The 20,831-nt window shown below is 66.8% G+C and carries 21 protein-coding genes; 8 read left to right on the top strand and 13 right to left on the bottom strand.

The window, feature by feature from the left end:
- Window positions 1-181: 181 nt before the first annotated feature.
- A complete protein-coding gene (locus ACFE6Z_RS12210) occupies window positions 182-916 on the bottom strand; it encodes a TIGR02391 family protein (protein ID WP_375385964.1) in 735 nt (244 codons plus the stop codon).
- A 356-nt stretch (window positions 917-1,272) separates the two neighbouring features.
- Between ACFE6Z_RS12210 and ACFE6Z_RS12205 the strand changes: the two genes are divergently transcribed.
- Window positions 1,273-1,704: a hypothetical protein gene (locus ACFE6Z_RS12205; RefSeq protein WP_375385963.1), complete on the top strand. Its 432-nt coding sequence runs from the start codon at window positions 1,273-1,275 to the stop codon at window positions 1,702-1,704.
- A gap of 56 nt (window positions 1,705-1,760) precedes the next feature.
- Window positions 1,761-3,242, top strand: a complete 1,482-nt coding sequence (locus ACFE6Z_RS12200; RefSeq protein WP_375385962.1) for a toll/interleukin-1 receptor domain-containing protein — start codon at window positions 1,761-1,763, stop codon at window positions 3,240-3,242.
- A 162-nt stretch (window positions 3,243-3,404) separates the two neighbouring features.
- On the opposite strand, the gene ACFE6Z_RS12195 is transcribed toward ACFE6Z_RS12200, so the two are convergent.
- Window positions 3,405-3,872, bottom strand: coding sequence for a hypothetical protein (locus tag ACFE6Z_RS12195; protein ID WP_375385961.1), 468 nt, complete (start codon window positions 3,870-3,872; stop codon window positions 3,405-3,407).
- A 288-nt stretch (window positions 3,873-4,160) separates the two neighbouring features.
- A complete protein-coding gene (locus ACFE6Z_RS12190; protein ID WP_375385960.1) occupies window positions 4,161-4,574 on the bottom strand; it encodes a hypothetical protein in 414 nt (137 codons plus the stop codon).
- A gap of 173 nt (window positions 4,575-4,747) precedes the next feature.
- Between ACFE6Z_RS12190 and ACFE6Z_RS12185 the strand changes: the two genes are divergently transcribed.
- Window positions 4,748-5,692 carry a restriction endonuclease gene (locus ACFE6Z_RS12185; protein ID WP_375385959.1) on the top strand — a complete coding sequence of 315 codons (945 nt, stop codon included), beginning with the start codon at window positions 4,748-4,750 and terminating at the stop codon, window positions 5,690-5,692.
- A gap of 223 nt (window positions 5,693-5,915) precedes the next feature.
- Here ACFE6Z_RS12185 and ACFE6Z_RS12180 read toward each other — a convergent pair whose 3' ends face one another.
- Complete coding sequence (locus ACFE6Z_RS12180) at window positions 5,916-7,433, bottom strand: ATP-dependent endonuclease (protein ID WP_375385958.1); 1,518 nt, start codon at window positions 7,431-7,433, stop codon at window positions 5,916-5,918.
- Between ACFE6Z_RS12180 and ACFE6Z_RS12175 the strand changes: the two genes are divergently transcribed.
- Entirely contained in the window at window positions 7,423-7,956 is a 534-nt protein-coding gene (locus tag ACFE6Z_RS12175) for a hypothetical protein (RefSeq protein ID WP_375385957.1), read from the top strand. The genes ACFE6Z_RS12180 and ACFE6Z_RS12175 overlap by 11 nt on opposite strands.
- Here the strand turns inward: ACFE6Z_RS12175 and dnaB are convergent.
- Complete coding sequence (dnaB, locus tag ACFE6Z_RS12170) at window positions 7,917-9,284, bottom strand: replicative DNA helicase (RefSeq protein ID WP_375385956.1); 1,368 nt, start codon at window positions 9,282-9,284, stop codon at window positions 7,917-7,919. The genes ACFE6Z_RS12175 and dnaB overlap by 40 nt on opposite strands.
- A gap of 606 nt (window positions 9,285-9,890) precedes the next feature.
- Here dnaB and ACFE6Z_RS12165 point away from each other — a divergent pair.
- Both ACFE6Z_RS12165 and ACFE6Z_RS12160 read left to right on the top strand, forming a co-directional pair.
- The gene (locus tag ACFE6Z_RS12165; RefSeq protein WP_375385955.1) at window positions 9,891-10,889 is read left to right on the top strand and encodes a hypothetical protein; all 999 of its coding nucleotides are present in this window, start codon (window positions 9,891-9,893) and stop codon (window positions 10,887-10,889) included.
- A gap of 95 nt (window positions 10,890-10,984) precedes the next feature.
- Complete coding sequence (locus tag ACFE6Z_RS12160; RefSeq protein WP_375385954.1) at window positions 10,985-11,980, top strand: LPXTG cell wall anchor domain-containing protein; 996 nt, start codon at window positions 10,985-10,987, stop codon at window positions 11,978-11,980.
- A 116-nt stretch (window positions 11,981-12,096) separates the two neighbouring features.
- On the opposite strand, the gene rplI is transcribed toward ACFE6Z_RS12160, so the two are convergent.
- The 5 genes from rplI to ACFE6Z_RS12135 form a co-directional block, all read right to left on the bottom strand.
- Entirely contained in the window at window positions 12,097-12,549 is a 453-nt protein-coding gene (gene rplI, locus ACFE6Z_RS12155) for a 50S ribosomal protein L9 (protein WP_375385953.1), read from the bottom strand.
- A gap of 8 nt (window positions 12,550-12,557) precedes the next feature.
- Window positions 12,558-12,812 (bottom strand): 30S ribosomal protein S18, encoded by a 255-nt coding sequence (rpsR, locus tag ACFE6Z_RS12150; protein WP_314503248.1) that lies wholly within the window; start codon window positions 12,810-12,812, stop codon window positions 12,558-12,560.
- Window positions 12,813-12,949: 137 nt separating this feature from the next.
- The gene (locus tag ACFE6Z_RS12145) at window positions 12,950-13,462 is read right to left on the bottom strand and encodes a single-stranded DNA-binding protein (RefSeq protein ID WP_375385952.1); all 513 of its coding nucleotides are present in this window, start codon (window positions 13,460-13,462) and stop codon (window positions 12,950-12,952) included.
- 5 nt (window positions 13,463-13,467) lie between these two features.
- Window positions 13,468-13,899 (bottom strand): 30S ribosomal protein S6, encoded by a 432-nt coding sequence (rpsF, locus tag ACFE6Z_RS12140; protein ID WP_375385951.1) that lies wholly within the window; start codon window positions 13,897-13,899, stop codon window positions 13,468-13,470.
- 209 nt (window positions 13,900-14,108) lie between these two features.
- A complete protein-coding gene (locus ACFE6Z_RS12135) occupies window positions 14,109-15,401 on the bottom strand; it encodes a glycosyltransferase (RefSeq protein ID WP_375385950.1) in 1,293 nt (430 codons plus the stop codon).
- 68 nt (window positions 15,402-15,469) lie between these two features.
- Here ACFE6Z_RS12135 and ACFE6Z_RS12130 point away from each other — a divergent pair, with 68 nt between their 5' ends.
- Complete coding sequence (locus tag ACFE6Z_RS12130) at window positions 15,470-16,132, top strand: TetR/AcrR family transcriptional regulator (protein ID WP_375385949.1); 663 nt, start codon at window positions 15,470-15,472, stop codon at window positions 16,130-16,132.
- Between the two features lie 187 nt (window positions 16,133-16,319).
- On the top strand, window positions 16,320-17,360 hold the full coding sequence (locus tag ACFE6Z_RS12125) for a hypothetical protein (RefSeq protein WP_375385948.1): 1,041 nt from the start codon (window positions 16,320-16,322) through the stop codon (window positions 17,358-17,360).
- A gap of 13 nt (window positions 17,361-17,373) precedes the next feature.
- Here ACFE6Z_RS12125 and ACFE6Z_RS12120 read toward each other — a convergent pair whose 3' ends face one another.
- The 3 genes from ACFE6Z_RS12120 to ACFE6Z_RS12110 are packed head-to-tail and all read right to left on the bottom strand — an operon-like array spanning window position 17,374 to window position 20,831.
- The gene (locus ACFE6Z_RS12120; RefSeq protein ID WP_375385947.1) at window positions 17,374-18,036 is read right to left on the bottom strand and encodes a TMEM175 family protein; all 663 of its coding nucleotides are present in this window, start codon (window positions 18,034-18,036) and stop codon (window positions 17,374-17,376) included.
- Window positions 18,037-18,039: 3 nt separating this feature from the next.
- The gene (locus ACFE6Z_RS12115; protein ID WP_375385946.1) at window positions 18,040-19,752 is read right to left on the bottom strand and encodes a dipeptide ABC transporter ATP-binding protein; all 1,713 of its coding nucleotides are present in this window, start codon (window positions 19,750-19,752) and stop codon (window positions 18,040-18,042) included.
- Window positions 19,749-20,831, bottom strand: a complete 1,083-nt coding sequence (locus ACFE6Z_RS12110) for an ABC transporter permease (protein WP_375385945.1) — start codon at window positions 20,829-20,831, stop codon at window positions 19,749-19,751. The genes ACFE6Z_RS12115 and ACFE6Z_RS12110 overlap by 4 nt, the downstream gene beginning before the upstream one ends.

Below are 20,831 nucleotides of genomic sequence, written 5' to 3'. Positions count from 1 at the left end.
ACCCGAGTGCTTCAAGCCCGGATCGATCCCAAGCGGAGGGGAGTGGATGGTCGGTTCGGCGCACGCAGCTCAGGATAGCCAGACCCGGTCACAAGCCTGAAGATGAATTGTCATGGATCCCTTTGCGGCGATGCGGATTAGCGATCGTTGTCGAGTGGAACTGTGCGCGCCAATTCCGAGGTCAGCGCGACCCGGCTGCCGGCGTGATCGCGTCGGCGTGCTCGTAGCGGATTTGGGTGAGTAGTAAGCTCGCGAGGCCCAGCACCCCGAGGGCATACTGTTTCGCGTCAGCCCGCTCTTGAATATTGTGACGATCGACGTTGCTGATGGCCGCGACCATTCCCGTTCCGAGGCTGCGCCAGCCCTCCGTCTCGTTGCGCTGGCTCCCCAGCGCGAGCACGCCGTCCGGTCCGAGCGGTTTGGCGAATAGAGTCTGACCAATCAGCCTGCCGCCGTCCTGGTTGGTCGGGTTGCCCGCCCACCGACGCACTTTGTCCTCAACGTAGATTGCGGCTGCGCTGGCCACCTGCTCCCACCGCTCTTCTTCCACGGAATGCTTGATGTGGTCCCACAGGCCCGAGTCGTAGCTACCACCTTCGATTGCGGGGGCACCAACGGACAACTCGAGCTCATAGATGGCCGCCTCGATCAGACCAGCGGCATCCTGAACGCGACCACGAAAGTACCGAGCGTCTTCTTCCGCCTCCCCAGGGGCGCCGCTGTAGAAGCCGATGTGATAGCTCAGTTTCTTGAACTGCTGCACGGTAGACGAATCAGCACCGAGGCTACGTTCGAGTACCGCCACGACTTTGGCCTTCCACTCCTTGTGCTGCGGTGTGGAGGATTGCACGAGTGGGTCATCGACCGCCTGTTCCTTCAGCTTCTTCAGCTCGACAACGGCAACTTCCGGCTTCATCAACACCCTCCCGATCTCGATCTGACGCTATCGGCTCGGTGCGACAGTCCGATCGGATAGATCCCTCAGCGGGCCGCGGCAACAGTTCTGTTGACAATCGTCTCGGTTAGCGGACCGCAATTGACGAATTTGTGAACGACGGTGATGTCGTTGTCGTGCGGCGGCGGCATCCGAGCTGCTGCTGAAGGCACGCCGGTTGCTCCCGTGATGACCGGTGAGTCCATCAGAATAGGGCTCCGTGAATACCGCGCGACGTGCGAGCATTGGGCGATCCATCCGGAGGGACTATGACAAACGACGAGCTAAGAGATGCGATTAATGCACTCTGCGATGGGCTATCGGACCTGGCGAGAGCCATGGTGGACTACCACACCGACGCAAAGTGGCTTTGGAACCTTCTCGCCCGAGCCGTGCTGCTGGCCGGTGGGCGCGAGGCGTTGTTCGCCGATGCAGATATCCGTGACCAACTCTTGCCCGAGGGGTCGATCGTTGTGGTCACTGACTCGACAATCGTCCGCGTGTCGTTCAAGAATCCGGTTCGAACCGGACCCGAGGTCGCACATTCGGTTGCCGCGGAAAGCATCCCGCGCTCGGCAGTCAAGCGCGTGCGAGTTGATTCCCTTGAAGCGAAGCAAGCGGACGACGCACCGTGGCCGGCAGTCGTCTCCCTCACCCTTGATCTCGACCGCGAGCTCACAGGTGAATTGACGCTGAGCCTCCCGCTAGACAACAGCGCACCGGCTCGCAACGCGCGGGCTGTAGCGCTCGCAAGAGTCGCGGCGGGGTAACCGCAGGTCGGCCCTGCAGCGCCACGAGACGGATCAGTGACCGATACGGTGTGACCGTGACCGCGAAGCATGTTTTCCTGTCCTACATTCGGGAGGACAAAGCGCTCGTTGACGAGCTCCAAGGCATCCTGGAGGCCGCCGACTTCAAGGTGTGGCGCGACACCAGCGATCTTTGGCCCGGCGATAACTGGGAACTGAAGATTCGGGAGGCCATTCAGGGTGGCGCGATCGTATTTCTTGCGTGCTTCTCGTCCGCGCTCGACGCGAGAAACACCTCGTATCAGTACGCGGAACTGATGATCGCTGCGGATGAGTACCGCCTGCGTCCCCTCGACACGAGTTGGCTGATGACCGTTCGATTCGACGAATGCGATATCCCGGCAGTGGACCTTGGCGGTGGGCGTTACCTCAACCGAACGATCCACCGACTCGATCTATTCGGGGAGCAGAAGTCCGCCAATCAGGCCAGGCTGATCACGGCGATCCACCGAGTCATGGAAAGCAGTCCCGGCATTCCTTCGCCCGTGATCCTTGACGCCGTCGCATCGGCGAAGAGAGCGGACAACGGCATCGATCGCCTGCGCGACCTGATTCGCAACCCGACTCTAGTCATGGACTACGACGAGTACCTCGCCTCACTCCGTCGGCCAGTTCTGGAAACCCTTTCAGACCGCACGCGATATCCCATTCAGGCCGAGGGCGGCCAACCGATCGATCCGCCCATGACCCTCGCGTGGATCGACCGGATTCTCGACTACGAGGCAGTCGTCGCACCGATGCTCGAGCCGCTCAAGCTCATCGCCAGATACGGACAGGCCGAGCAGCAGTCGGAACTCACCAAGACAATCCAAGCCTTTGGGCAGGAGTCATCCCAACCGACCGGCCTGAATCTGTTCCGATACGTCCACGAGTATCCAGCCATTGTGATCACCTATGTCACCACCATCGCAGCGCTCACCAAGGCGAATTACGGCATGCTGCGGGCTGCTACCGAAGAGGCCGCGGTGTCACTCCCGAACAACATTCGACTCCCCTTCATCGCGACCGCTGGCGTGGCGTCTGTTGTAGGCGACTGGAACTGGCTTGGGTCGGTGCTCTGCAAACGCGACGAAGGTGTCCCTCTCGACGAGGATCTCGTTATTGCTCTCCACGCAGGGAGAGTTGGAGGCAGATACACACCCATCTCCGATCACATCTACACTCTCCTGGCTCCCCTCTTCGAGGCGGACTTCAGCGGCGACGAAGACTATGCCGAGGCCTTCGATAGGGCGGAGATTCTCATGGATGCGATCGGCGCAGATGCACGGTCGCAGATCAAGGCCTACTACGGGCGTCGACCTGGGTACGGCCGCTACACCTGGCGCCATCGCTATGTCGATGAGCCACCAGAGCAGCAGATGCTGAACGAGGCTGAGGCTGCAGGACCGGGTTGGACCCCGGTGCTTAGCGGGCTCTTCGGCGGAAGCAGCGAACGTGCGGTCGCTGCGCTCACCACGGTGTGCAAAGACGCCGCCCACCTCAGGAGCAATCGCTTTTAGGACGGCAGCGCCGGCAAATCTCAGCCGACCGTTGACGGATTCCGAAGGTGAATGGCGAGCCCTTCTGACCCTCATGGCCGTCGGTCACCGGGACAGATTCAGGACGTTAACAGATCGGCGGATTCTGGCGGTCAACGCTCGCCGGATCTGCACGCGACGGGGTCAGGCGCCGGCTCCCGCGGGCGCCGTCTCCTCGAGCCCGGCGTTGAGGACGGTGAGGCCGGCGAACATCAGCGCCGCATCACGGAGGGCTGCGGGGTTGATGCAGCACCACAGGTCGTCGAGCTGGCTCTTTCCGGACACCGTGCCGTCAGCGAATCGCCCCGGGAAGCCGTTTCCCGTCAGCGGCACGATCTTCTTGACGAAGCGTTCGCACCACTGGCGCTCGTCGGGCGTCAGATGGTCGTAGACGCCGCCAGCGACAGCGCCGGACATATTGACGGCGAGCGCGTGACGGTCCTTTCCGCTGTGTGACACGCTCACCCCTTCGCGATCGTTCGCCACGTCGAGCGCGTTCTCGCACAGCTGGTGCACAGCGAACAGGATCGGGCGGGTGAGGCCCCACCCGTCCCCGGAGGCCTCCGCGGCATCCACGAGCACGCGCAGTGCGGTGGCATACTGATCGACCATCGCTAGGCGGCTCTCCTCACGGGTCCCTCCGCCGAGCGACGCGCAATGCCCACCGCCCGGGTGATCGCCTTCATCGCCTGCAGGGTAGGCGAGATTCTCAAGGGAGGGCAGGTCCACGGGTTACCTCGGATCGTCTGGGTGCCCTCCATCCTCCCGCAGTCGGCGATACCTGGCTCCGAGATGGCGGAATGGCTCCCCGAGATCCCGGCGAGGCGAATTCAGTGCGTTGGGGGGTCCCTCAACAGCGGGGACCGCACGGAGTTCGGCGACCCAACTCCCGGCGCGCTGTCAGGGCACGTAATTGGATGTCGCAACGAGTTGGCCGCCGAAGATGATTAGTGTCACGGTGAGCCCGACGATGGACGCAGCGGCGACAGCGCCGACTCCGAGCAAAAGACCAGAGCAGCGGTTGTATCGGCCGGCCCCACCGATGGTGCACAGGAGGACAAGACCGACCACATGGGCAAGGACGAGGGGAAGAACTCCGTAGAAGAACGTGGTCCCAGCCGTCGACGTGCCGGCCGCGACCGCTTTACCTTGCTCGGTGAGCTCTTCGAGAGATGCCACCGGCGGCAGCAACCATGCGCCGGTCATGACGGGAAGCCCGACGACCGCGAGTAGCCAGAACACCGCGAGGTAGGCCGTGCTCTTCCACCCGTCATCGATGGTCGATCTCAGCGGAAGATCGGCGGTGCGCTGCATGAGAAGAGCGTCTCATGCCGACACGGAGTGCGTGATAGAGAGTCGGAGGCGCACGGCGCGCCGTGCTCGTGTAAAGCCAATTCGAAGACTCGCTACTTGTGTCCGCAAGCCGGTCGCTTTGCGTGCGCGTATCGCGTACCCGTCGTGTCACCGGGAGCGGATATTGTTCGCCAGTGATCTTCTCATGGCAGATGGCGGAGGAGCTGGCCGCCGCTCACATGCGGGAGCTAGGGTTCACCGACGCGCGGCGCACCCCTGCGGGTGCAGATCGAGGGATCGACGTGATAGCCAACGACGCGGCCGCGCAGGTGAAGTTCCTCAGCCAACCAGTCGGTGGCCCCGACATACAGCGACTTCGTGGCGCCGCGCATGGGCACCGAAACGCCTTCTTCTACTCTTCATCCGGATACAGTCGCCAGGCCGTGGCGCTAGCCGATGAAGTCGGAGTGGCGTTGTTCGAATACACCGCAGCCAACAACGTCTACGCGATGAACTATCTTGCCGAAGTCGCTGGCGCAGCCCCCCAGACGCCCCCTGAGCCGACCCGACAGATCACCGAAGCTGAACTGGCAGCGGAGGCGCTGGAGGGTGACATCCGGCTCCTGCGACTCAGGCTCATGGCATGGCGATGGACTGCTTCTCGCGGAAAGGGCAAGCACTGGAGCAACATGGCAGTCGATCCCGACCCAAGTGACCTTCGACTCCCGCACGAGCTGGATAGGCTTCCCCTCGATGAGGCTCTCAATCTGACTCTCACCTCGAGAGCCCGGACACTCCGACTCACGCGACTCCTGTCCACGCTCAGCCAAGACGTGTACAAGATCGGACTGCGAACGCGCCTGGAAGTCTCCGACGCAGAACTCGAAGAGTTCTGGGACAACAATTCCGACTTGGCCGATCGTGGCTTCACGGTCGTCTCGCTTGACGAACTGCGGTCAAGGTTCACCGAGATCAGCAACGAGACGGTCGAGCTTGTTGAACGCCTCCTAGGCTCCTCGTCACGGCCGCGGGACATGTGGAGCGTGGCCGTCAACGAAGCCAGGTACATCCTGCGAGAACATAACGGATACGAGGCGTTCAAGCCGGCGCAGATCCTCTTCGATTCAGTCGACCGCTGAGTTCTCGATCGCACGTGATCGCCCGAGTAGCTAGCGACCAGTCAATTCAACTAAGCAACCCACGCGGCCGCAGCGCTGCGCGCCAGCGAGGTGGGTACAGGCATGCCCGCGACTGTCCCCTCTCGCCATGCTGCGGGCCGCGCTTGACGAGCAGTGCGATAGGCGGTCCTTGGACGGGCGTAGCGGCGGCCCTGCCTGGGCGCACCGGTTCGCCTCTGAGGCCTCAGGTCGAGAGGAACGGCTCTGCGAAATCGCGGAGCCCGCGCGACTTGTGAACCCCGCTCTCGATCGCGTTGCTCACCCACGCCGCGCCGTGGAGTGACTGGCTGCGGTCGAAGCCTTCCATTTCGCCAACCGGCACGACATGCACGCCGACCCCTCGCAGGGCGACGAGAAGCCGCTGCGCCGCGGCGTTCGGTCCGCCCGCGGGCACGGCGGCCAGCCCTTGCGGCTTCACCTGATCCCAGAGCGCCCCCGACTGAATCGGTTGGACCATCGTGACGTAGTCGGCCGCAATCTCTTCTGTCCAGACACCGTCGACACCCTCGATGATCTCGCGCAGCATGTCCTTGCTCCTGAACACATCGAAGTCGACGACAGCGCGCGATCGCACCTTCAGGCGGCCGAGCGCCCGCGCGATCCCGGCCACACGTTGCTTTCCGCCGCCCGGAACGAAGAGGACGTCGTCGGCGATGGCACGGCGGTTCGTCGTGACGGCGAGATCGTCGAGCGCCGCCCCGAAGAATCGGCAGTCTCCGTCCGACTCGCAGACGACGACCTGCCGATGGAACAGACCTTGCAGGACGTTAGAGTAGCGCAGCACTGGGTCGGCCCACACTTGCTGAATCTCCTCGGGCGGCAGCTGGGACAGTCGGTTGAGGTTGCCCTCGCGGACGATGCGCGAAACGTTGACCGGGGCATTCGCCTCGAGCAGGCCGAGCAGGAGATCTCGGTCGTGCGTTGCGATGATCACTTGGAGGCCGCGATCGTGCGCAGCCTTGCCGAGCCACCGACCGAGCGCGCGAGCCTGGCCCGGATGCAGGAACGCCTCCGGCTCGTCGATGAGAAGCACCCGCGGCGGCCGAGCCATCACGAGAAGCGCCAGGCCGATGAAGCTCCGCATGCCGTCGCCCTGCTCATCGAGAATGGGGAGCCTCATGACGGCGTCTGCATAATCACGAGTGGGGCGGTTCAACGGAGGCACGGGCACGCCGACTTCGCCAACGCGCAGGCGGAACTCGGCGTTCGCGCGGTCTAGCACCACGCTCTCGCCGAAGGTTTCCTGCGTGAGCGTGTTCAACTCCGCCTCGAGGTCGCCGTCCCGGTACAACTGGCCGAGGGGGTTCATCGCCCCACCCTGGAGCAGTCCCATGGGCGCGTTGCCAAAAGCGTACTGCGCGAGCGAACCGGCCGAAGCGGAGTGTACGAAGAACGGCGCAGCCGACCCCATCCACGGAAACGGCCGGTCTGCGCTGTACTGAAAGAACATTCGGAAGTGATTGGCGTTCACAATCCCGCCGCCGACGTTAGGTATCCATTGCGGCTGGCCATTCTGTGGCTGAGCGACCGATGCATTCGCGTCCAGCCACTCGGCCGCTGCTTCGTCGGAATCTGCCGTCGGTCGTGTCACTTGGAGAGCCGTGATCGTCTTCGGAACCGCGTCCTGGTGTGCAATCACCATCGCGATGTCTCGGAGAAGCTGCGACTTGCCGGCGTTGTTGCCTCCGACGATGGCGGTCACCGCGGCCTGCGGGAAGGTGATTGTGTCGCCCGCGTTGGACGTGAGGCTGTCGAGCGTGAAGCGTACCGGCATGATGACACTCTGGCCGAGCACCGCGGACCGCACCACTCGCGACACCCTCGATGCGCGAGTACGTAGCGAATCTCGCGCACGTCTTCTTCTGCGTGCTGCTGAATCGATGCTTGCTTTCTACGTTGATCATCGCGTGACTCTGCGCGATTGTCGGTCCCTCACCGCAACGCTGGCCCGGTGCACATCGAACTACGGCACGGCGACCCGCACGGACCGTCTGAATTCGCGTAAGACCCGCCCGGTTGTGGAGTTGCAGTTGGGTGCGTCAAACGCATCAGCATGCGCGGGCGACGAGACCTGCCCGGACGAGCGTCCCCTGACCTCTGTCGGCGGCCGAAATGTCCATTTGGACATCGCGTGGACAAGTCTCCCGCGAAATGGACAACTTCAAAAAGACCTACAACAGAACCGCTACCCGCCGACCGCCATGTCGGTGAACCGCGAGAAGTGACCCTGGAACGCGACCGTGACCGTGTCGGTCGGGCCGTTGCGGTGCTTTGCGACGATGAGGTCGGCCTCGCCCGCGCGCGGATTCTCCTTCTCGTACGCGGCTTCGCGGTGCAGGAGGATGACCATGTCGGCGTCCTGCTCGAGCGAGCCCGACTCACGCAGGTCTGAGAGCGCGGGCTTCTTGTCGGCGCGCTGCTCGGGACCGCGGTTCAGCTGCGAGAGCGCGATCACCGGCACCTGCAGCTCCTTGGCGAGCAGCTTGAGCGCACGCGAGAACTCCGAGACCTCCTGTTGGCGCGACTCGACGCGCTTGCCGCTGGTCATGAGCTGGAGGTAGTCGATCACGATCATCTTGAGGCCGACGCGCTGCTTGAGCCGCCGGCACTTGGCGCGGATCTCGACCAGCGTCATGTTCGGGCTGTCGTCGATGTAGAGAGGTGCGTCGTTGATGCGACCGCGCACCGAGGCGATCGTCGTCCAGTCGCGTGAGTCCAAGGTTCCCTTGCGCATGTTCTGCAGAGGGACGGACGCCTCGGCGCTCATGAGGCGCATCGCGATTTCGCTCCGCCCCATTTCGAGAGAGAAGAAGATGCAGGGCTCGTTGTGCTTGATCGACGCCGAGCGGGCGAAGTCGAGCGCGAGCGTCGACTTGCCGAGCGCGGGGCGTGCCGCGAGGATGATCAGCTGCCCCGGGTGCAGGCCGTTGGTGAGCTGGTCGAGCTGTGCGAACCCGGTCGGCACACCGGTCATCTGGCCGTCGCGGCCGCGGGCGGCCTCGATCTCGTTGACGGCGGCGTCGACGGCGATCGTGAGCGGAATGTAGTCTTCGGCGGCGTCGGCCCCGGTGACTCCGTAGATCTCGGCCTGGGCGTTGTTCACGAGGTCGAGCGCTTCGCCCTGACCCGAGTAGCCCATCTGCACGATGCGCGTGCCGGCCTCGACGAGCCGGCGCAGGAGCGCTCGCTCGGCGACGATCGAACCGTAGTAGCCGGCGTTCGCCGCCGTCGGCACGATCGAGGTCAGCGTGTGCAGATAGTCGGCGCCGCCGGCGCGCTGCAGCTCGCCGGTCTTGATCAGCTCATCGGTGACCGCGACCACATCGGTCGGCTCGCCATGGGAGTACAGCGACAGGATGGCGTCGAAGATCAGCTCGTGCTTGGGCACGTAGAAGTCGGCCCCGCGGAGCGTCTCGATGACGTCGGCGACAGCATCCTTCGACAGGAGCATGCCGCCCAGCGCGCTCTGCTCCGCGAGCAGGTCGTGCGGCGGAGTGCGCTCGGGCTGGCGTGCGCCACCGAGTCGCTCCTCCGAGATGTCGGCGATCGACATGCGCCACGTCCTGTTCTGTCATCTCAGCGGTCGGCCACGAGGGTTCGAGGCACTCCAAAGAGAGCGGGTGAAGGGATGCCGCAGCATCCCTTCGTCCGCTCGCAAGCAGAGCACGCCCCACTGACATTTCGGCACTCGTTTCCCCGTGAGACGAGCCGACGATGTTCCCCGATGGGCCGGACCCCACGCTAGAGAGGCGACACGGAAGATGCAAACCAGGGTGTGGATAACTATGTGGAGAGTCTGCGCGAAACGCCGGGCGCCCTGTGCACAACACCTGTGGAAACTGCCGGAAGGCACGCCGCGGGGTGATTTCTTTAGCTCGCCTGAGCTGGGGTTTTCCATTCCATCGCCTGTGGAGAGAGATGTGATTGAAGTCACGCTTGAAGGTTCGCTCTTGCGCAGCCTCCTTGTGCACAGATCTGCGGGATGCTCGTACATCGGCGCTTACCGACCCGACCCGACCCGATGCTCAAGATCGTCCAAAGAAATGCGTGCAGGGTCTGGACGCCGGCGCGCGGCCGGGGTAGCGTCAGCAATCCAGGCACCCCGAGTCGGCGTTCTCGCAAAACGACGACGACGTTTTTTTCGACGTAGGAGGTGAACGTGGTGATCGAGGCGAAGCCCCTGACTCGGGTCTGGATGCTCGCACTCGCAGGCTTCTGCGTCGCGTTCGCCTGGGTGCTCCTCACGCTGACCCTCGGATGGGGATCGGGCGGGGCGCACGCCGCCGATGACGATCGGGGTGGCCTACTGGGCGGAGTCACCGACACGCTCACGGGCGCTGTGGACAACACGCTCGACACCGTCGCAGGCACTGCGACGGCCACGGTCTCGGAGGTCGTCTCCACCGCCGTCTCGACCGTCACGACGGTTGTGCCGCCGGCGGCACCCGTTGTCGATGCCGCGGTTCCGGTCGTTCAGGCAGTGACCGACACCGTCGGCGCAGTCGCTGAGCCGGTGACAGACATCGCGTCGTCCGGCGTCGTCGGCACGGTCGCCGACCCCCTTGTCTCCACCGTCGAGAGCGTTCCCGTCGTCGGCGATGTCGCGTCCGCATTGGGCGTCGGACACGCCGCGCACGCGGTGGCCCGGACCGTGGACCACACCCTGGGCACGACGACCGGAGCCCTCGGCACCATCGTCGGCTCCACTCCCGGCACGATCTCCGGTGCTGTGCCGCCCCACGGCGGTCTCCCCGGACTGCCGTGGGTATCCGGGGCCGACGCTCTCCTGCCGGCGCTCACCTCGCACTCCAGCCCCGCATCCGCCCCCGTTCTTCGCGCTCTGGCGGTTCCCGGGCTGGTCGCGGCCACGCTTCTGACGTCGATGGGGGATGCCGCGGCATCCGTCGTCTCCTCCGTCTCTGCCTCCTTCTCCGCCCTGGCAACCGCCGGCGGAGCAGGGGCTCTCTCTGCACTCCTGGTGGGGCTCTGCGCCCCGGCAGGAGTGTTCTCGTCCGGATCAGCATCCGGACCAGGCGCCGCCGCGCTCGTCGCGCGCGGGCCGCTCGCCGCACACCGTGCCTGGGTGCGTCGACATGGCCCGACGAACGACCGAGTGCCCCCGGCACCCATTGCCTCTACGGACGTCTCTCCCGACTGATCCGGACGCGGCCGCCTTCTTGCGGCATGCGTCCATCGCGCGCGTCTGCGCGCATCCTCAGTCATTGCAATTCAAAGGGAGAAATCATGCGCACCATGCTCAAGCGAGCCCTCTGGGGCACGCTCATCGACGGGGGGATCACCCTCCTCAGCGCAACGGTCGCCAACGCGGCCGAGACCACCGGAGACGACGGGTCGCTCTCGAGCAGTCAGATCGTCGCCACCGTGCAGGCGCCGCTGGCCGTCGTCGGCAACGCTGTATCGATCATCGGTGACAGCACAGTGGGGGCGACGGATGCGGCGGCCCCCGCAGCACCCGCTGGTCCGGTCCCGTCCGATGTCGCCGTGACATCGGGCGACCAGTCCATCGGCGGCGGGAGCCAAGTCGCGCCCGACATCACCGTTCCGATCACGGTCACCGGCAACGCGATCACCCTGATCGGCGACTCCGCGGTCGCGGACGCACCTGCGGCTGCGCCGGCCGCCCGTGTTGCGGAGTCGCCGTCGGCGGCCTCCACGACCGGCGCCGACAGCGTGCTGGGCGGCACCCAGGTGCTCGCCGACGTCGTGGCCCCGGTCGCGGTCACCGGCAACGCGATCACCTTGATCGGCGACCCGGCTACCACAGACGGCGCCTCGACGTCGCCGACAGCTGGAGGCACGACCGACGCGGTCACCGGCGGAAACGGATCGGTCGGTGGGGGAAGCCAGCTGATCGCCGGCGTCACGCTGCCGATCACGATCGGGGGCAACGCGATCACGCTCATCGGCGACCCGACGAGTGGAACCCCGGGAACGCCCACTGACCCCGGCACGCCGGGAAACCCCGGCACGCCGGGAACCCCGGGAACCCCGGGAACCCCGGGAACCCCCGGAACCCCGGGAACCCCGGGAACCCCGGGAACCAATGGAACCCCGGGAACCACGCCGACCGCGCTTGCGGCTTCGGCACCCATGGCGGCTGTGGCCGCCACGCGGGTCACCCAGCTCGCCGCAACAGGGGGGACAAGCGGCCTGGCCGCCGTGCTGATGGGGCTCGTCCTCATCGCAGGTGGATGCGGGGCGCTTCTGGCGCGGCGCCGCACCGCGTGAGCGCGGGGTGAGCCGGCCGTGCCTGGAACGGCTCACCTCCCGCTTCGCGGGGCGCGAAAAGGCGGATGCCTCGGACTCGATCGAGTCCGAGGCATCCGTCATGCCCTCCGAGAGGGCTACTTCGCTGCGACCACCTGCAGCGTGATCACGGCGGTGAGGTCGTCACGGAGGCGAACGGTCGCCTCGTGCTCGCCCACGGCCTTGATCGGCGCGGTGATGTGGATCTTGCGCTTGTCGAGGTCGCCGAGGCCTGCGGCCTTGACGGCGTCGGCGATGTCGCCGGTCTTGACTGCGCCGAACAGGCGCCCTTCGGCACCCGCCTTGACGTTCAGCTTGACCTTGTTCGACTCGAGAGCGTCCTTGAGGGCGACAGCCTCTTCGTGGACGTGGATGGCACGCGATTCGCGGGCCGCGCGGATCGACGCGACCTGCTTCTCGCCGCCGCGGCTCCAGGCCACGGCGAAGCCCTGGGGAATGAGGTAGTTGCGGGCGTACCCGTCCTTGACCTCGATGACATCACCGGCGCTACCGAGCCCGGCGACCTCGTTCGTGAGAATCAGCTTCGACATGGTGCTCCTTAGCGGCCGGCGCCGGCGTAGGGCAGAAGCGCCATCTCGCGCGCGTTCTTGATGGCGCGGGCGATGAGACGCTGCTCCTGCACGGAGACACCGGTGATACGACGGGCGCGGATCTTCCCGCGCTCCGAGATGAACTTGCGAAGCGTGGCGACATCCTTGTAGTCGATGACGCCGACGCGGGTCGGCTTCGCGGGAGCGGTGACCTTGCCACCCTTCCGCGGCTTGCGGCGGTCGCCGCTTGACTTTCCAGCCATGGTTTCTTCTTTCTTGAAAGAGTCGGATGCCTCGTGTCGAGGCGTTCCGGATGCTTCGTGTCGGTGCTGTCCGGCTGCCTCGTGTCGAGGCTTTCCGGATGCGGTGATCGAGTAGGCGCGCTAGCGCCGTATCGAGATCAGAACGGCGTGTCGTCGCCGTAAGCGCCGGGGGCGCTCCAGGCGTCGGCTCCACCGGCTGCTGCAGGAGCGCTGGATGACCCGGGGGTCGACCACGGCTGGTCGGCGACTTGGCCGCGGGACTGCCCGCCACCCGATCCGCCGGTCGATGCCGCGCGCGTGACCTGTGCGGTCGCGTAGCGGAGCGAGGGGCCGATCTCGTCGACCTCGAGCTCGATGGAAGTGCGCTTCTCGCCTTCCTTCGTCTCGTAGGACCGCTGCTTCAGGCGCCCGGTCGCGATGACGCGCGAGCCCTTCGTCAGCGAACCGGCGACGTGCTCCGCGAACTCGCGCCAGACCGACGCGCGCAGGAACAGCGCTTCGCCGTCCTTCCACTCGTTGGAGGCACGGTCGAAGTTGCGGGGCGTCGACGCGATCGTGAAGTTCGCGACGGGGAGTCCGCCCTGCGTGTAGCGCAGCTCGGGATCAGCCGTGAGGTTGCCCACGACGGTGATGATCGTCTCGCCGGCCATGCGCGTTACGCGTCCTGCTTCGCAGAGCCCGACACAGCAGCAGCGCCGGATGCAGCAGCGGCCGATGCGGCGATCTTGGCCGGGCGGGCTGCCTTGCGGGCGGCCTTCTCGGCGGAGCGCTCAGCCTCTGCGGCGACCATAGCGATGGCCTCCTCGGCGCGGAGCACCTTGGTGCGCATGACCGTCTCGTTCAGCTTCAGCTGACGATCGAGCTCCTGCGTTGCCTCGCTGGTCGCCGTGAAGTTGACGACGGCGTAGATGCCCTCGGTCTTCTTGTCGATCTCGTATGCGAAACGGCGCTTTCCCCAGACGTCGACCTTGTCGATCGAACCGCCATCATTGGTGATGACCTTGAGGAACTTATCGAGGCTCGGGGCCACGGTGCGCTCATCCAGCTCGGGGCTGAGGATGACCATGAGTTCGTACTGGTGCGTCACTAACCCACCTCCTTCGGACTAGAACGGCTTCCGGGCATTTCCCGGAAGCAGGAGGGTGTGTGCACGTGCTCGAGCGCCGACGCGAATGCGGCAGTGCCCGGGCAACCTTCGTAGTCTACTGCATCGACCGAGCGCCAGCGAGCGTATCGAGATCCGCCGCTGGGCGGTGATCGAGTAGCGAGCTTGCGAGCGTATCGAGATCCCCCGAATCAGCGAAGCACCTCTGCCGCACCGAGGTTCGCGAGCACCGAGTCCAGGCCGGCTAGGCCCGGAGCCGCGGCGATCGCCCCGCCGATGCGCTGCGCGTTCGCCCGGAACGAGGGATCGCCGAGCACCCGGTCGACGGCCGCAGCGACAGCATCCGCCGTCGGTGTGCTCGTCTTCAGGTTGACGCCGGCACCCGACCAGCCGATGCGCGCAGAGACCTCGATTTTGTCTTCGGTCTGACCGGCGACCACGAGCGGGATGCCGTGGCTGAGCGCCTGCTGCACTCCGCCGTACCCGCCGTTGGTCACCATCACGTCCACGAGCGGCAGCAGCCGGTCGTACGGCAGGTACTCCGCGGCGCGGACGTTGCCAGGCAGCTCGCCGAGCACGTCGATCGGGCGACCGCCGGTAGACACGACGACGAGGGCATCGGATGCTGCGAGCCCTCGCATCGCGGGAATGAACAGCTGTGTGACATCGGCGTTGGCGACCGTGCCCTGCGTGACGTGCACGATGGGGCGCTGCCCGTCCAGCTCGCCCCACCACTCGGGGAGGTCGCCGCCACCCGCGGGCGAAGGAAGGGGCCCGACGAACGACACCATCTCGGGCAGATCGGAGCGCGGGTACTCGAATTCGGGCACGGTGAACTGCACGAGGGCATCTGCTCCGCTCGCCCAATCCAGGACGAATCGACGCGGGCTCACGCCGACCACCTCGCGGTACACCGCAGCCGCCTCTTTCGCCACCGGGCCGAACACGATCTTCTCGGCGACGAAGGTGAGCACCGCGTTGCGGACGCGCCCCGCGATGCCGCCGAGCGGCGCGACGCCGAGCCCGAAGGGCGCGGTGTCTGCGCTGGCGACTCCGAGCGGGAAGATGCCGAGCACGACGACGGGCGGGCGGGTGTCACGTGGGAGCTCGGCCAGGAGACCTGCGCCGATGAAGAGCTGTTCGGTCAGCACTGCGGCGGTCGGCACCTCGGCGAGCGCCCGCGTCAGGGCGTCGTACTGTGCGCGACCGGGTCGCAGGAACAGGTTCACGATGTCGTAGCGCAGGGCCGCGGGGCCGGTGAGCCCGCGACGGTCGGGGAAGGCGGCATCCGCATCGTCGAGATCGATATCTGCTTCCGCGGGCAGGGGAAGGAACACTGCGCCGGCGGCACGTACCCGCTCCGCGTAGCGCGACCCGGTGAGGAAGCGCACGCTGTGGCCGTCGGCGACGAGGTGACGCGTCACGGCGAGCAGGGGCATGACGTGCCCATGGGCGGGAGTGCAGGTGAGGAGGTACGTGGACATGATGGGCTCTCTGTCGTAGATTTGATTTACCTGACAGAGTATTCACCACACCGGGAGGTTAGTCAATAGTGACACCCGTCGAAGAGCCGACGCGCGCCTACCGGTCGGTCCACCGTGAGCGCCAGGCCGCACAGACGCGTCGGCGGGTCGTCACGGCGGCCGCGCGACTGTTCGCATCCAGCGGGTACCAGGCGACCACGATGGCCGCGATCGCGCGAGAGGCGGAGGTCTCCACCGAGACGGTGAAGGCCGCAGCCTCGAAGGCGGAGCTGCTGCTCGCGGCGTTCGAGGTGAACTTCTCGGGATCGGAGGGAGTGGATGCTCTCGCCGACACGGAACTCGGACAGGGGATCTACGACATCGCCGACGACGTCTTCGTCGAGGCGGTGATACAGCGCATCACGACAGCGAACTCCCGCAGCCATGCGCTGTGGACGGTGCTGCTGGGCGCTGCGCTGTCCGACGCCGTGGTGGCCGACGCGCTCAAAGTCATCCTGCAGCGGCGGGCCGCCGACTACCGGGCGTTCGCGTCGGAGCTCACCAGACGCGGGCTCTTCGGGCGCGACATCGTCGGCGACGAGGTCGATGTGGAGGCCATGGCCGACGTGCTGTCGTTCCTGCTGTCCCCGGAGAGCTACCAGCAGCTCGTGGAGCAGTCGGGGTGGAGCGTGGATCGCTACCGTGCGTGGCTGCAGCGCGAGGTCGCGCACGTCGGGGCCCCTTCGCGGTGAGCGAGTGGGCGCGCCAGCGCCGTCCCCCGGCGGAGATCGAGTAGGCGCGCCAGCGCCGTATCGAGATCCCTCGGACCCGCGTACTACGTCAGTTCGGCGGATCTCGATACGCTCGCAGAGCTCGCTACTCGATCACCGCAGGGAGCTCGCAGAGCTCGCTACTCGATCACCGCAGGGGGTGGAACGCATGGAATGGACCGACCAGGTCGGCCACGGCGACTGGATCCGCGAACGCCTCGACGCCGGGCCGTCATCGTCGATGCACGCCGTCGTGCCGCGCGGGTTCCCCGCCTACGCCCGCGTGCTGCACCGCCCGCACGTCGTCGTGCTACCCGGGCGCCCGGTTCCGACGCAAGAGGAATGGGTGCGGATGCCGGAGGCCGAGCAGCGCCGGCTGAGCGATGCGATGGTCTACAGCCCGACGTCGTGGGCCGAGACCGCACGGGCCTTCGGCACCGCCGTGCACGCCGAGGCGCAGTGGAACCGCCTCGTGCGGACACCGGCCGGCAGCGGCGACTGGCAGCACGCCCTCGCGCCGGACGGTCGTGAGTTCGAGGCGCCGACACCCGGACAGCTCGACGCCGATCTGGTGGCGGACGTTGCGACCCACCTCGCCGCCAACACGTCGACCCCGGCCGACGTGTTCGTCGCGATCTGGGAGGGCTGGGGTGGACTGACCGGCTTCTTCGGCCAGAGCCCCGGCCGCACGTTCATGCAGCTCGCCGCGCAGGACGAGCCCGGTCCTGCCTTCACACCCGACGATGCGCAGCGCCGCGCAGCGGACGCCGCGGTCTACGCCCAGCACAACGCGATGCTGGGGCGGAGCATCCACGATTCCTTCAATACGGTCCTCGGGCAGCCGACGTGGCAGCCCGGCACTCTCTCCGACGGGATCTCGCGCGGCCCGCGGCTTCGCCTGCCCGGCCGCGACCACATCCTCTTCCGCGGCGGCGTCGATGAACTCGCCGATCCGGAATGGGCGGCGGTCGTCCCCTGGCGCGACCCCGAGCGCGAGCGCCTCGGACTCGATCCGGCCGCAGAGTCGCCCAGCCTCGTGTGGCCGGCCGACCGCGCCTGGATCATGGTGACCGAGGTCGACTACGACTCGACGATCGTCGCCGGCGGCTCCGATCTCATCCGCGCACTGGTCGCCGACCCTCTCGTGGAGGCTTTCCGCCTGGAAGAGGGTGCGGATCTGAGCTGGGACGCCGACGGGATCAACCGCTGAGCATCCGCCGCGATCATTCCGGGCGCGGATCGCCGATGATCCGCATGCCGAGCGTGTGCAGCGGCCCGACCAGGAACATCAGGAAGAGCGCCGCGTAGCCGACCGTCGGGAAGATCACCGCGACCGCAAGCGACACCACGAACATGATCGCCGTTGCGACGTCGGCGACGAGCCCGCGACGCAGGTCGGAGGCCCGGATGTCGTGCAGCTGCGGATGCCGCCTCAGATAGAGACGGGCGCTGAAGAGCAGGATGCTGGTGATGGCCATCGACCCGATGTACAGGGTGCGCTGCAGGGCGTCCGACTCCATCTGACCGGTCATCGAGGTGGCCACCGGCAGCCAGACGATCGTGAGCATCCACGCGATCGTGATCCACAGCAGTCCCTCCGAAACGTGCTCGACGCGGGCGAACAGCCGGTGATGGCTCGTCCAGAAGTTGGCGATGATCACGAAGCTCAGCACGAACACGAACAGCGACCCGGAGTTCTGCTGCAGCCACTCGAGGGTGGTCTGGTTCTCGGTGGCCGCTTCGCCGATCGTGTCGAGGAGCGGGAGGATCAGGAGCGTCATCGCGATCGCGACCACCGCGTCGGTGAAAGCCTTCACCCGCTCCGACGAGGCGAAGCGCAACGCGGTGCCGGTCTCGTCAATGGCGCCGCCGTCATCGCCTGACACGCGTCACACCCCCCGCGTCGTCCGCCACAGCTCCCGGCGCTTCTCCTGCTCGACCGGATCGGGCACGGGGAGCGAGGCCAGCAGCCGCCGGGTGTAGTCGTCTTGCGGGTGCGTGAGCACCTGCACCGTGGTGCCCTGCTCACGCACCGTGCCGCCCCGCAGCACCACGACCCGGTCGGCGACCTCGTCGATGACGGCGAGATCGTGGCTGATGAACAGGCAGGCGAACCCGAGGTCGCGCTGCAGGTCGGCGAACAGCTGCAGCACCCGCGCCTGCACCGACACGTCGAGGGCGCTGGTCGGCTCATCCGCGATCAGGAGCTTGGGGCCCAGCGCGAGCGCGCGCGCGAGCGACGCGCGCTGGCGCTGCCCGCCGGACAGCTCGTGCGGGTACCGGTCGCCGAACGCGACGGGCAGACGGACAGCATCCAGCAGTTCGTTCACGCGCTGGCGCGCGGCGCGGGGGCTGCCCGCGCGACGGTGCACGACGAGCGGCTCGGCGATGCACTCCGCGATGGTCAGCAGCGGATTGAAGCTGGTGGCCGGGTCTTGAAAGACGAAGCCGATGTCGGGGCGCAGTTTCGTGAGGTGGCGCGATTTCGCGTTGCGCATCTCGGTGCCGAGCACGGTGAGCGACCCGTCGAGCACCTCGGTCAGCCCCACGATGGCGCGGCCGATCGTGGTCTTGCCCGAGCCCGACTCGCCGACGAGGCCGAGGACCTCGCCGGGCGCGATCCAGAAGCTCACGCCCTTGACCGCCACCACGCCGGCCGAGCCGAACCGACCCGGATAGCCGATCTGGACGTCGGTGGCGACCACGAGGCTTCCGGCCGGCGGGGCGACGGGGGCCGGCGCCGCGGGATCCTGGTGGGCGCTCTTGCCTCGCCCGACGTGCGGGACGGCGGCGAGCAACTCGCGGGTGTACTCCTCGCGCGGGTTCGCGAACAGCTCGCGCACCGGCGCCTGCTCGACGATCTCGCCGTGGTTCATGACGACCACGCGGTCGGCGAGGTCGGCGACGACCCCCATGTTGTGCGTGATGAGCACGATCGTGGCGCCGAACTCGTCGCGACAGGTGCGCAGCAGCTCGAGGATCTCGGCCTGCACGGTCACATCGAGCGCGGTGGTGGGCTCGTCAGCGATGATGAGTCCGGCATCGAGCACGAGCGCCATCGCGATCACGACGCGCTGCTTCTGGCCCCCCGAGAACTGGTGCGGGTAGTCGTCGACCCGCTTCTCGGGATCGGGGATGCCGACCCGCCGCAGGATGTCGACCGCCTTGGCCCTGGCCTGGGACTTCGAGAGCTTCTCATGCGCGTGCAGGCCCTCGGCGATCTGGAAGCCGACGGTGAACACGGGGTTCAGTGCGGTCGAGGGCTCCTGGAACACCATCGCCGCATCGCGACCCCGCATCGCACGGAGCTCGGATGCTGTCGCATGCACGATGTCGGTCTCACCACCGTCGCGGCCCCGCACGATGACCGCCCCCGAAAGGGTCGCCGTCTCGGGAAGGAGACCCAGCAGCGTGTTCGCGGTGACGGTCTTGCCCGAACCCGACTCGCCGACGATCGCCAGCACTTCGCCTGCGCGCGCCTCGAGTGAGATGCCGGCGACCGCGACGAGCGGTTCGCCGTCGGTCGCGAACTGCACCCGCAGGTCGTCGATGCGGGCGACGTTCTCGCCGGTCGCCGCGGCGCCGGTGGCGATCGGGGTCATGAGGCACCTCCTGCAGTAGGCACCGGCGATGGCCCGGATGCGATCGGGGTGCCGCTCGCGCCGTGCGCGGCATCCTTCTTCGCAGCCTTCGCCGACTTCGCGGCCGAACGGCGACGGCGCAGACGCGGGTCGCTCAGGTCGTTGAGGCTCTCGCCGACGAGCGTGATTCCGAGCACCACGAGCACGATCGCGAGGCCCGGGGGAACGGCGGTCCACCACACGCCGCTGGAGACGTCGGCGACCGAGCGGTTGAGGTCGTATCCCCACTCGGCGGCGGCGGTGGGCTCGATGCCGAACCCGAGGAAGCCGAGGCCGGCGAGGGTCAGCAGCGCCTCCGAGGCGTTCAGGGTGACCACGACCGGCAGCGAGCGGGTGGAGTTGCGCAGCACATGCCGGACGAGGATGCGTGCGGTGGGCACGCCGATCACCCGTGCCGACTCGACGAACGGCTCGGCCTTCACGCGCACGACCTCGGCGCGGATGACGCGGAAGTACTGCGGGACGAACACGACGGTGATCGCGATCGCCGCCGAGAGGATGCCGCCGACCAGCGTGGACTGACCCTTGCTGATCACGATCGACATGACGATCGCCAGCAGCAGCGACGGGAAGGCGTAGATCGCATCGCAGATCACGACGAGCACGCGATCGAGCCAGCCGCCGAAGTAGCCGCTGACGAGACCGAGGAAGATGCCGAGGAAGATCGAGAACGCGACGGCGGCGATGATGACGAGGATCGCGGTCTGGGCGCCCCAGATGGTGCGCGACAGCACGTCGAACCCGCTCACCGTGGTTCCCAGCAGGTTGATCGGGTTCGGTGGCTGCGTCGTTCCGAAATCGACCCCGTCGACCCCGCGCTGGGCGTAGCCGTACGGCGCGATCAACGGCGCGAAGATCGCGGTGATGATGAAGATCGCGGTGATGACGAGGCCGACCACCAGCATCCCGCGCTGGAGTCCGACGCTGAGGAGCAGCTGCGAGATCACGGGGATGCGCTCACGCAGGGGCACTTTGCGGGTGGTCAGCGCGTTCGCGGGCGGGTTCGGAGACGGGGCGGCGGAGGTCGCGGCATCCGACAT

It is taken from the genome of uncultured Microbacterium sp., from assembly GCF_964244775.1.
Classification (GTDB): domain Bacteria; phylum Actinomycetota; class Actinomycetes; order Actinomycetales; family Microbacteriaceae; genus Microbacterium.
This window is presented reverse-complemented; position numbering and strand designations above follow the sequence as displayed.

What these genes read in the sequence shown, in the direction of transcription:
- ACFE6Z_RS12210 (WP_375385964.1), bottom strand. Translation starts at nt 916, where the DNA reads ATGAAGCCGGAAGTTGCCGTTGTCGAGCTGAAGAAGCTGAAGGAACAG.
- ACFE6Z_RS12205 (WP_375385963.1), top strand. Translation starts at nt 1,273, where the DNA reads ATGGTGGACTACCACACCGACGCAAAGTGGCTTTGGAACCTTCTCGCC.
- ACFE6Z_RS12195 (WP_375385961.1), bottom strand. Translation starts at nt 3,872, where the DNA reads ATGGTCGATCAGTATGCCACCGCACTGCGCGTGCTCGTGGATGCCGCG.
- ACFE6Z_RS12190 (WP_375385960.1), bottom strand. Translation starts at nt 4,574, where the DNA reads ATGCAGCGCACCGCCGATCTTCCGCTGAGATCGACCATCGATGACGGG.
- ACFE6Z_RS12175 (WP_375385957.1), top strand. Translation starts at nt 7,423, where the DNA reads ATGGCGGTCACCGCGGCCTGCGGGAAGGTGATTGTGTCGCCCGCGTTG.
- dnaB (WP_375385956.1), bottom strand. Translation starts at nt 9,284, where the DNA reads ATGTCGATCGCCGACATCTCGGAGGAGCGACTCGGTGGCGCACGCCAG.
- ACFE6Z_RS12160 (WP_375385954.1), top strand. Translation starts at nt 10,985, where the DNA reads ATGCTCAAGCGAGCCCTCTGGGGCACGCTCATCGACGGGGGGATCACC.
- rplI (WP_375385953.1), bottom strand. Translation starts at nt 12,549, where the DNA reads ATGTCGAAGCTGATTCTCACGAACGAGGTCGCCGGGCTCGGTAGCGCC.
- rpsR (WP_314503248.1), bottom strand. Translation starts at nt 12,812, where the DNA reads ATGGCTGGAAAGTCAAGCGGCGACCGCCGCAAGCCGCGGAAGGGTGGC.
- ACFE6Z_RS12145 (WP_375385952.1), bottom strand. Translation starts at nt 13,462, where the DNA reads ATGGCCGGCGAGACGATCATCACCGTCGTGGGCAACCTCACGGCTGAT.
- ACFE6Z_RS12135 (WP_375385950.1), bottom strand. Translation starts at nt 15,401, where the DNA reads ATGTCCACGTACCTCCTCACCTGCACTCCCGCCCATGGGCACGTCATG.
- ACFE6Z_RS12125 (WP_375385948.1), top strand. Translation starts at nt 16,320, where the DNA reads ATGGAATGGACCGACCAGGTCGGCCACGGCGACTGGATCCGCGAACGC.
- ACFE6Z_RS12115 (WP_375385946.1), bottom strand. Translation starts at nt 19,752, where the DNA reads ATGACCCCGATCGCCACCGGCGCCGCGGCGACCGGCGAGAACGTCGCC.
- ACFE6Z_RS12110 (WP_375385945.1), bottom strand. Translation starts at nt 20,831, where the DNA reads ATGTCGGATGCCGCGACCTCCGCCGCCCCGTCTCCGAACCCGCCCGCG.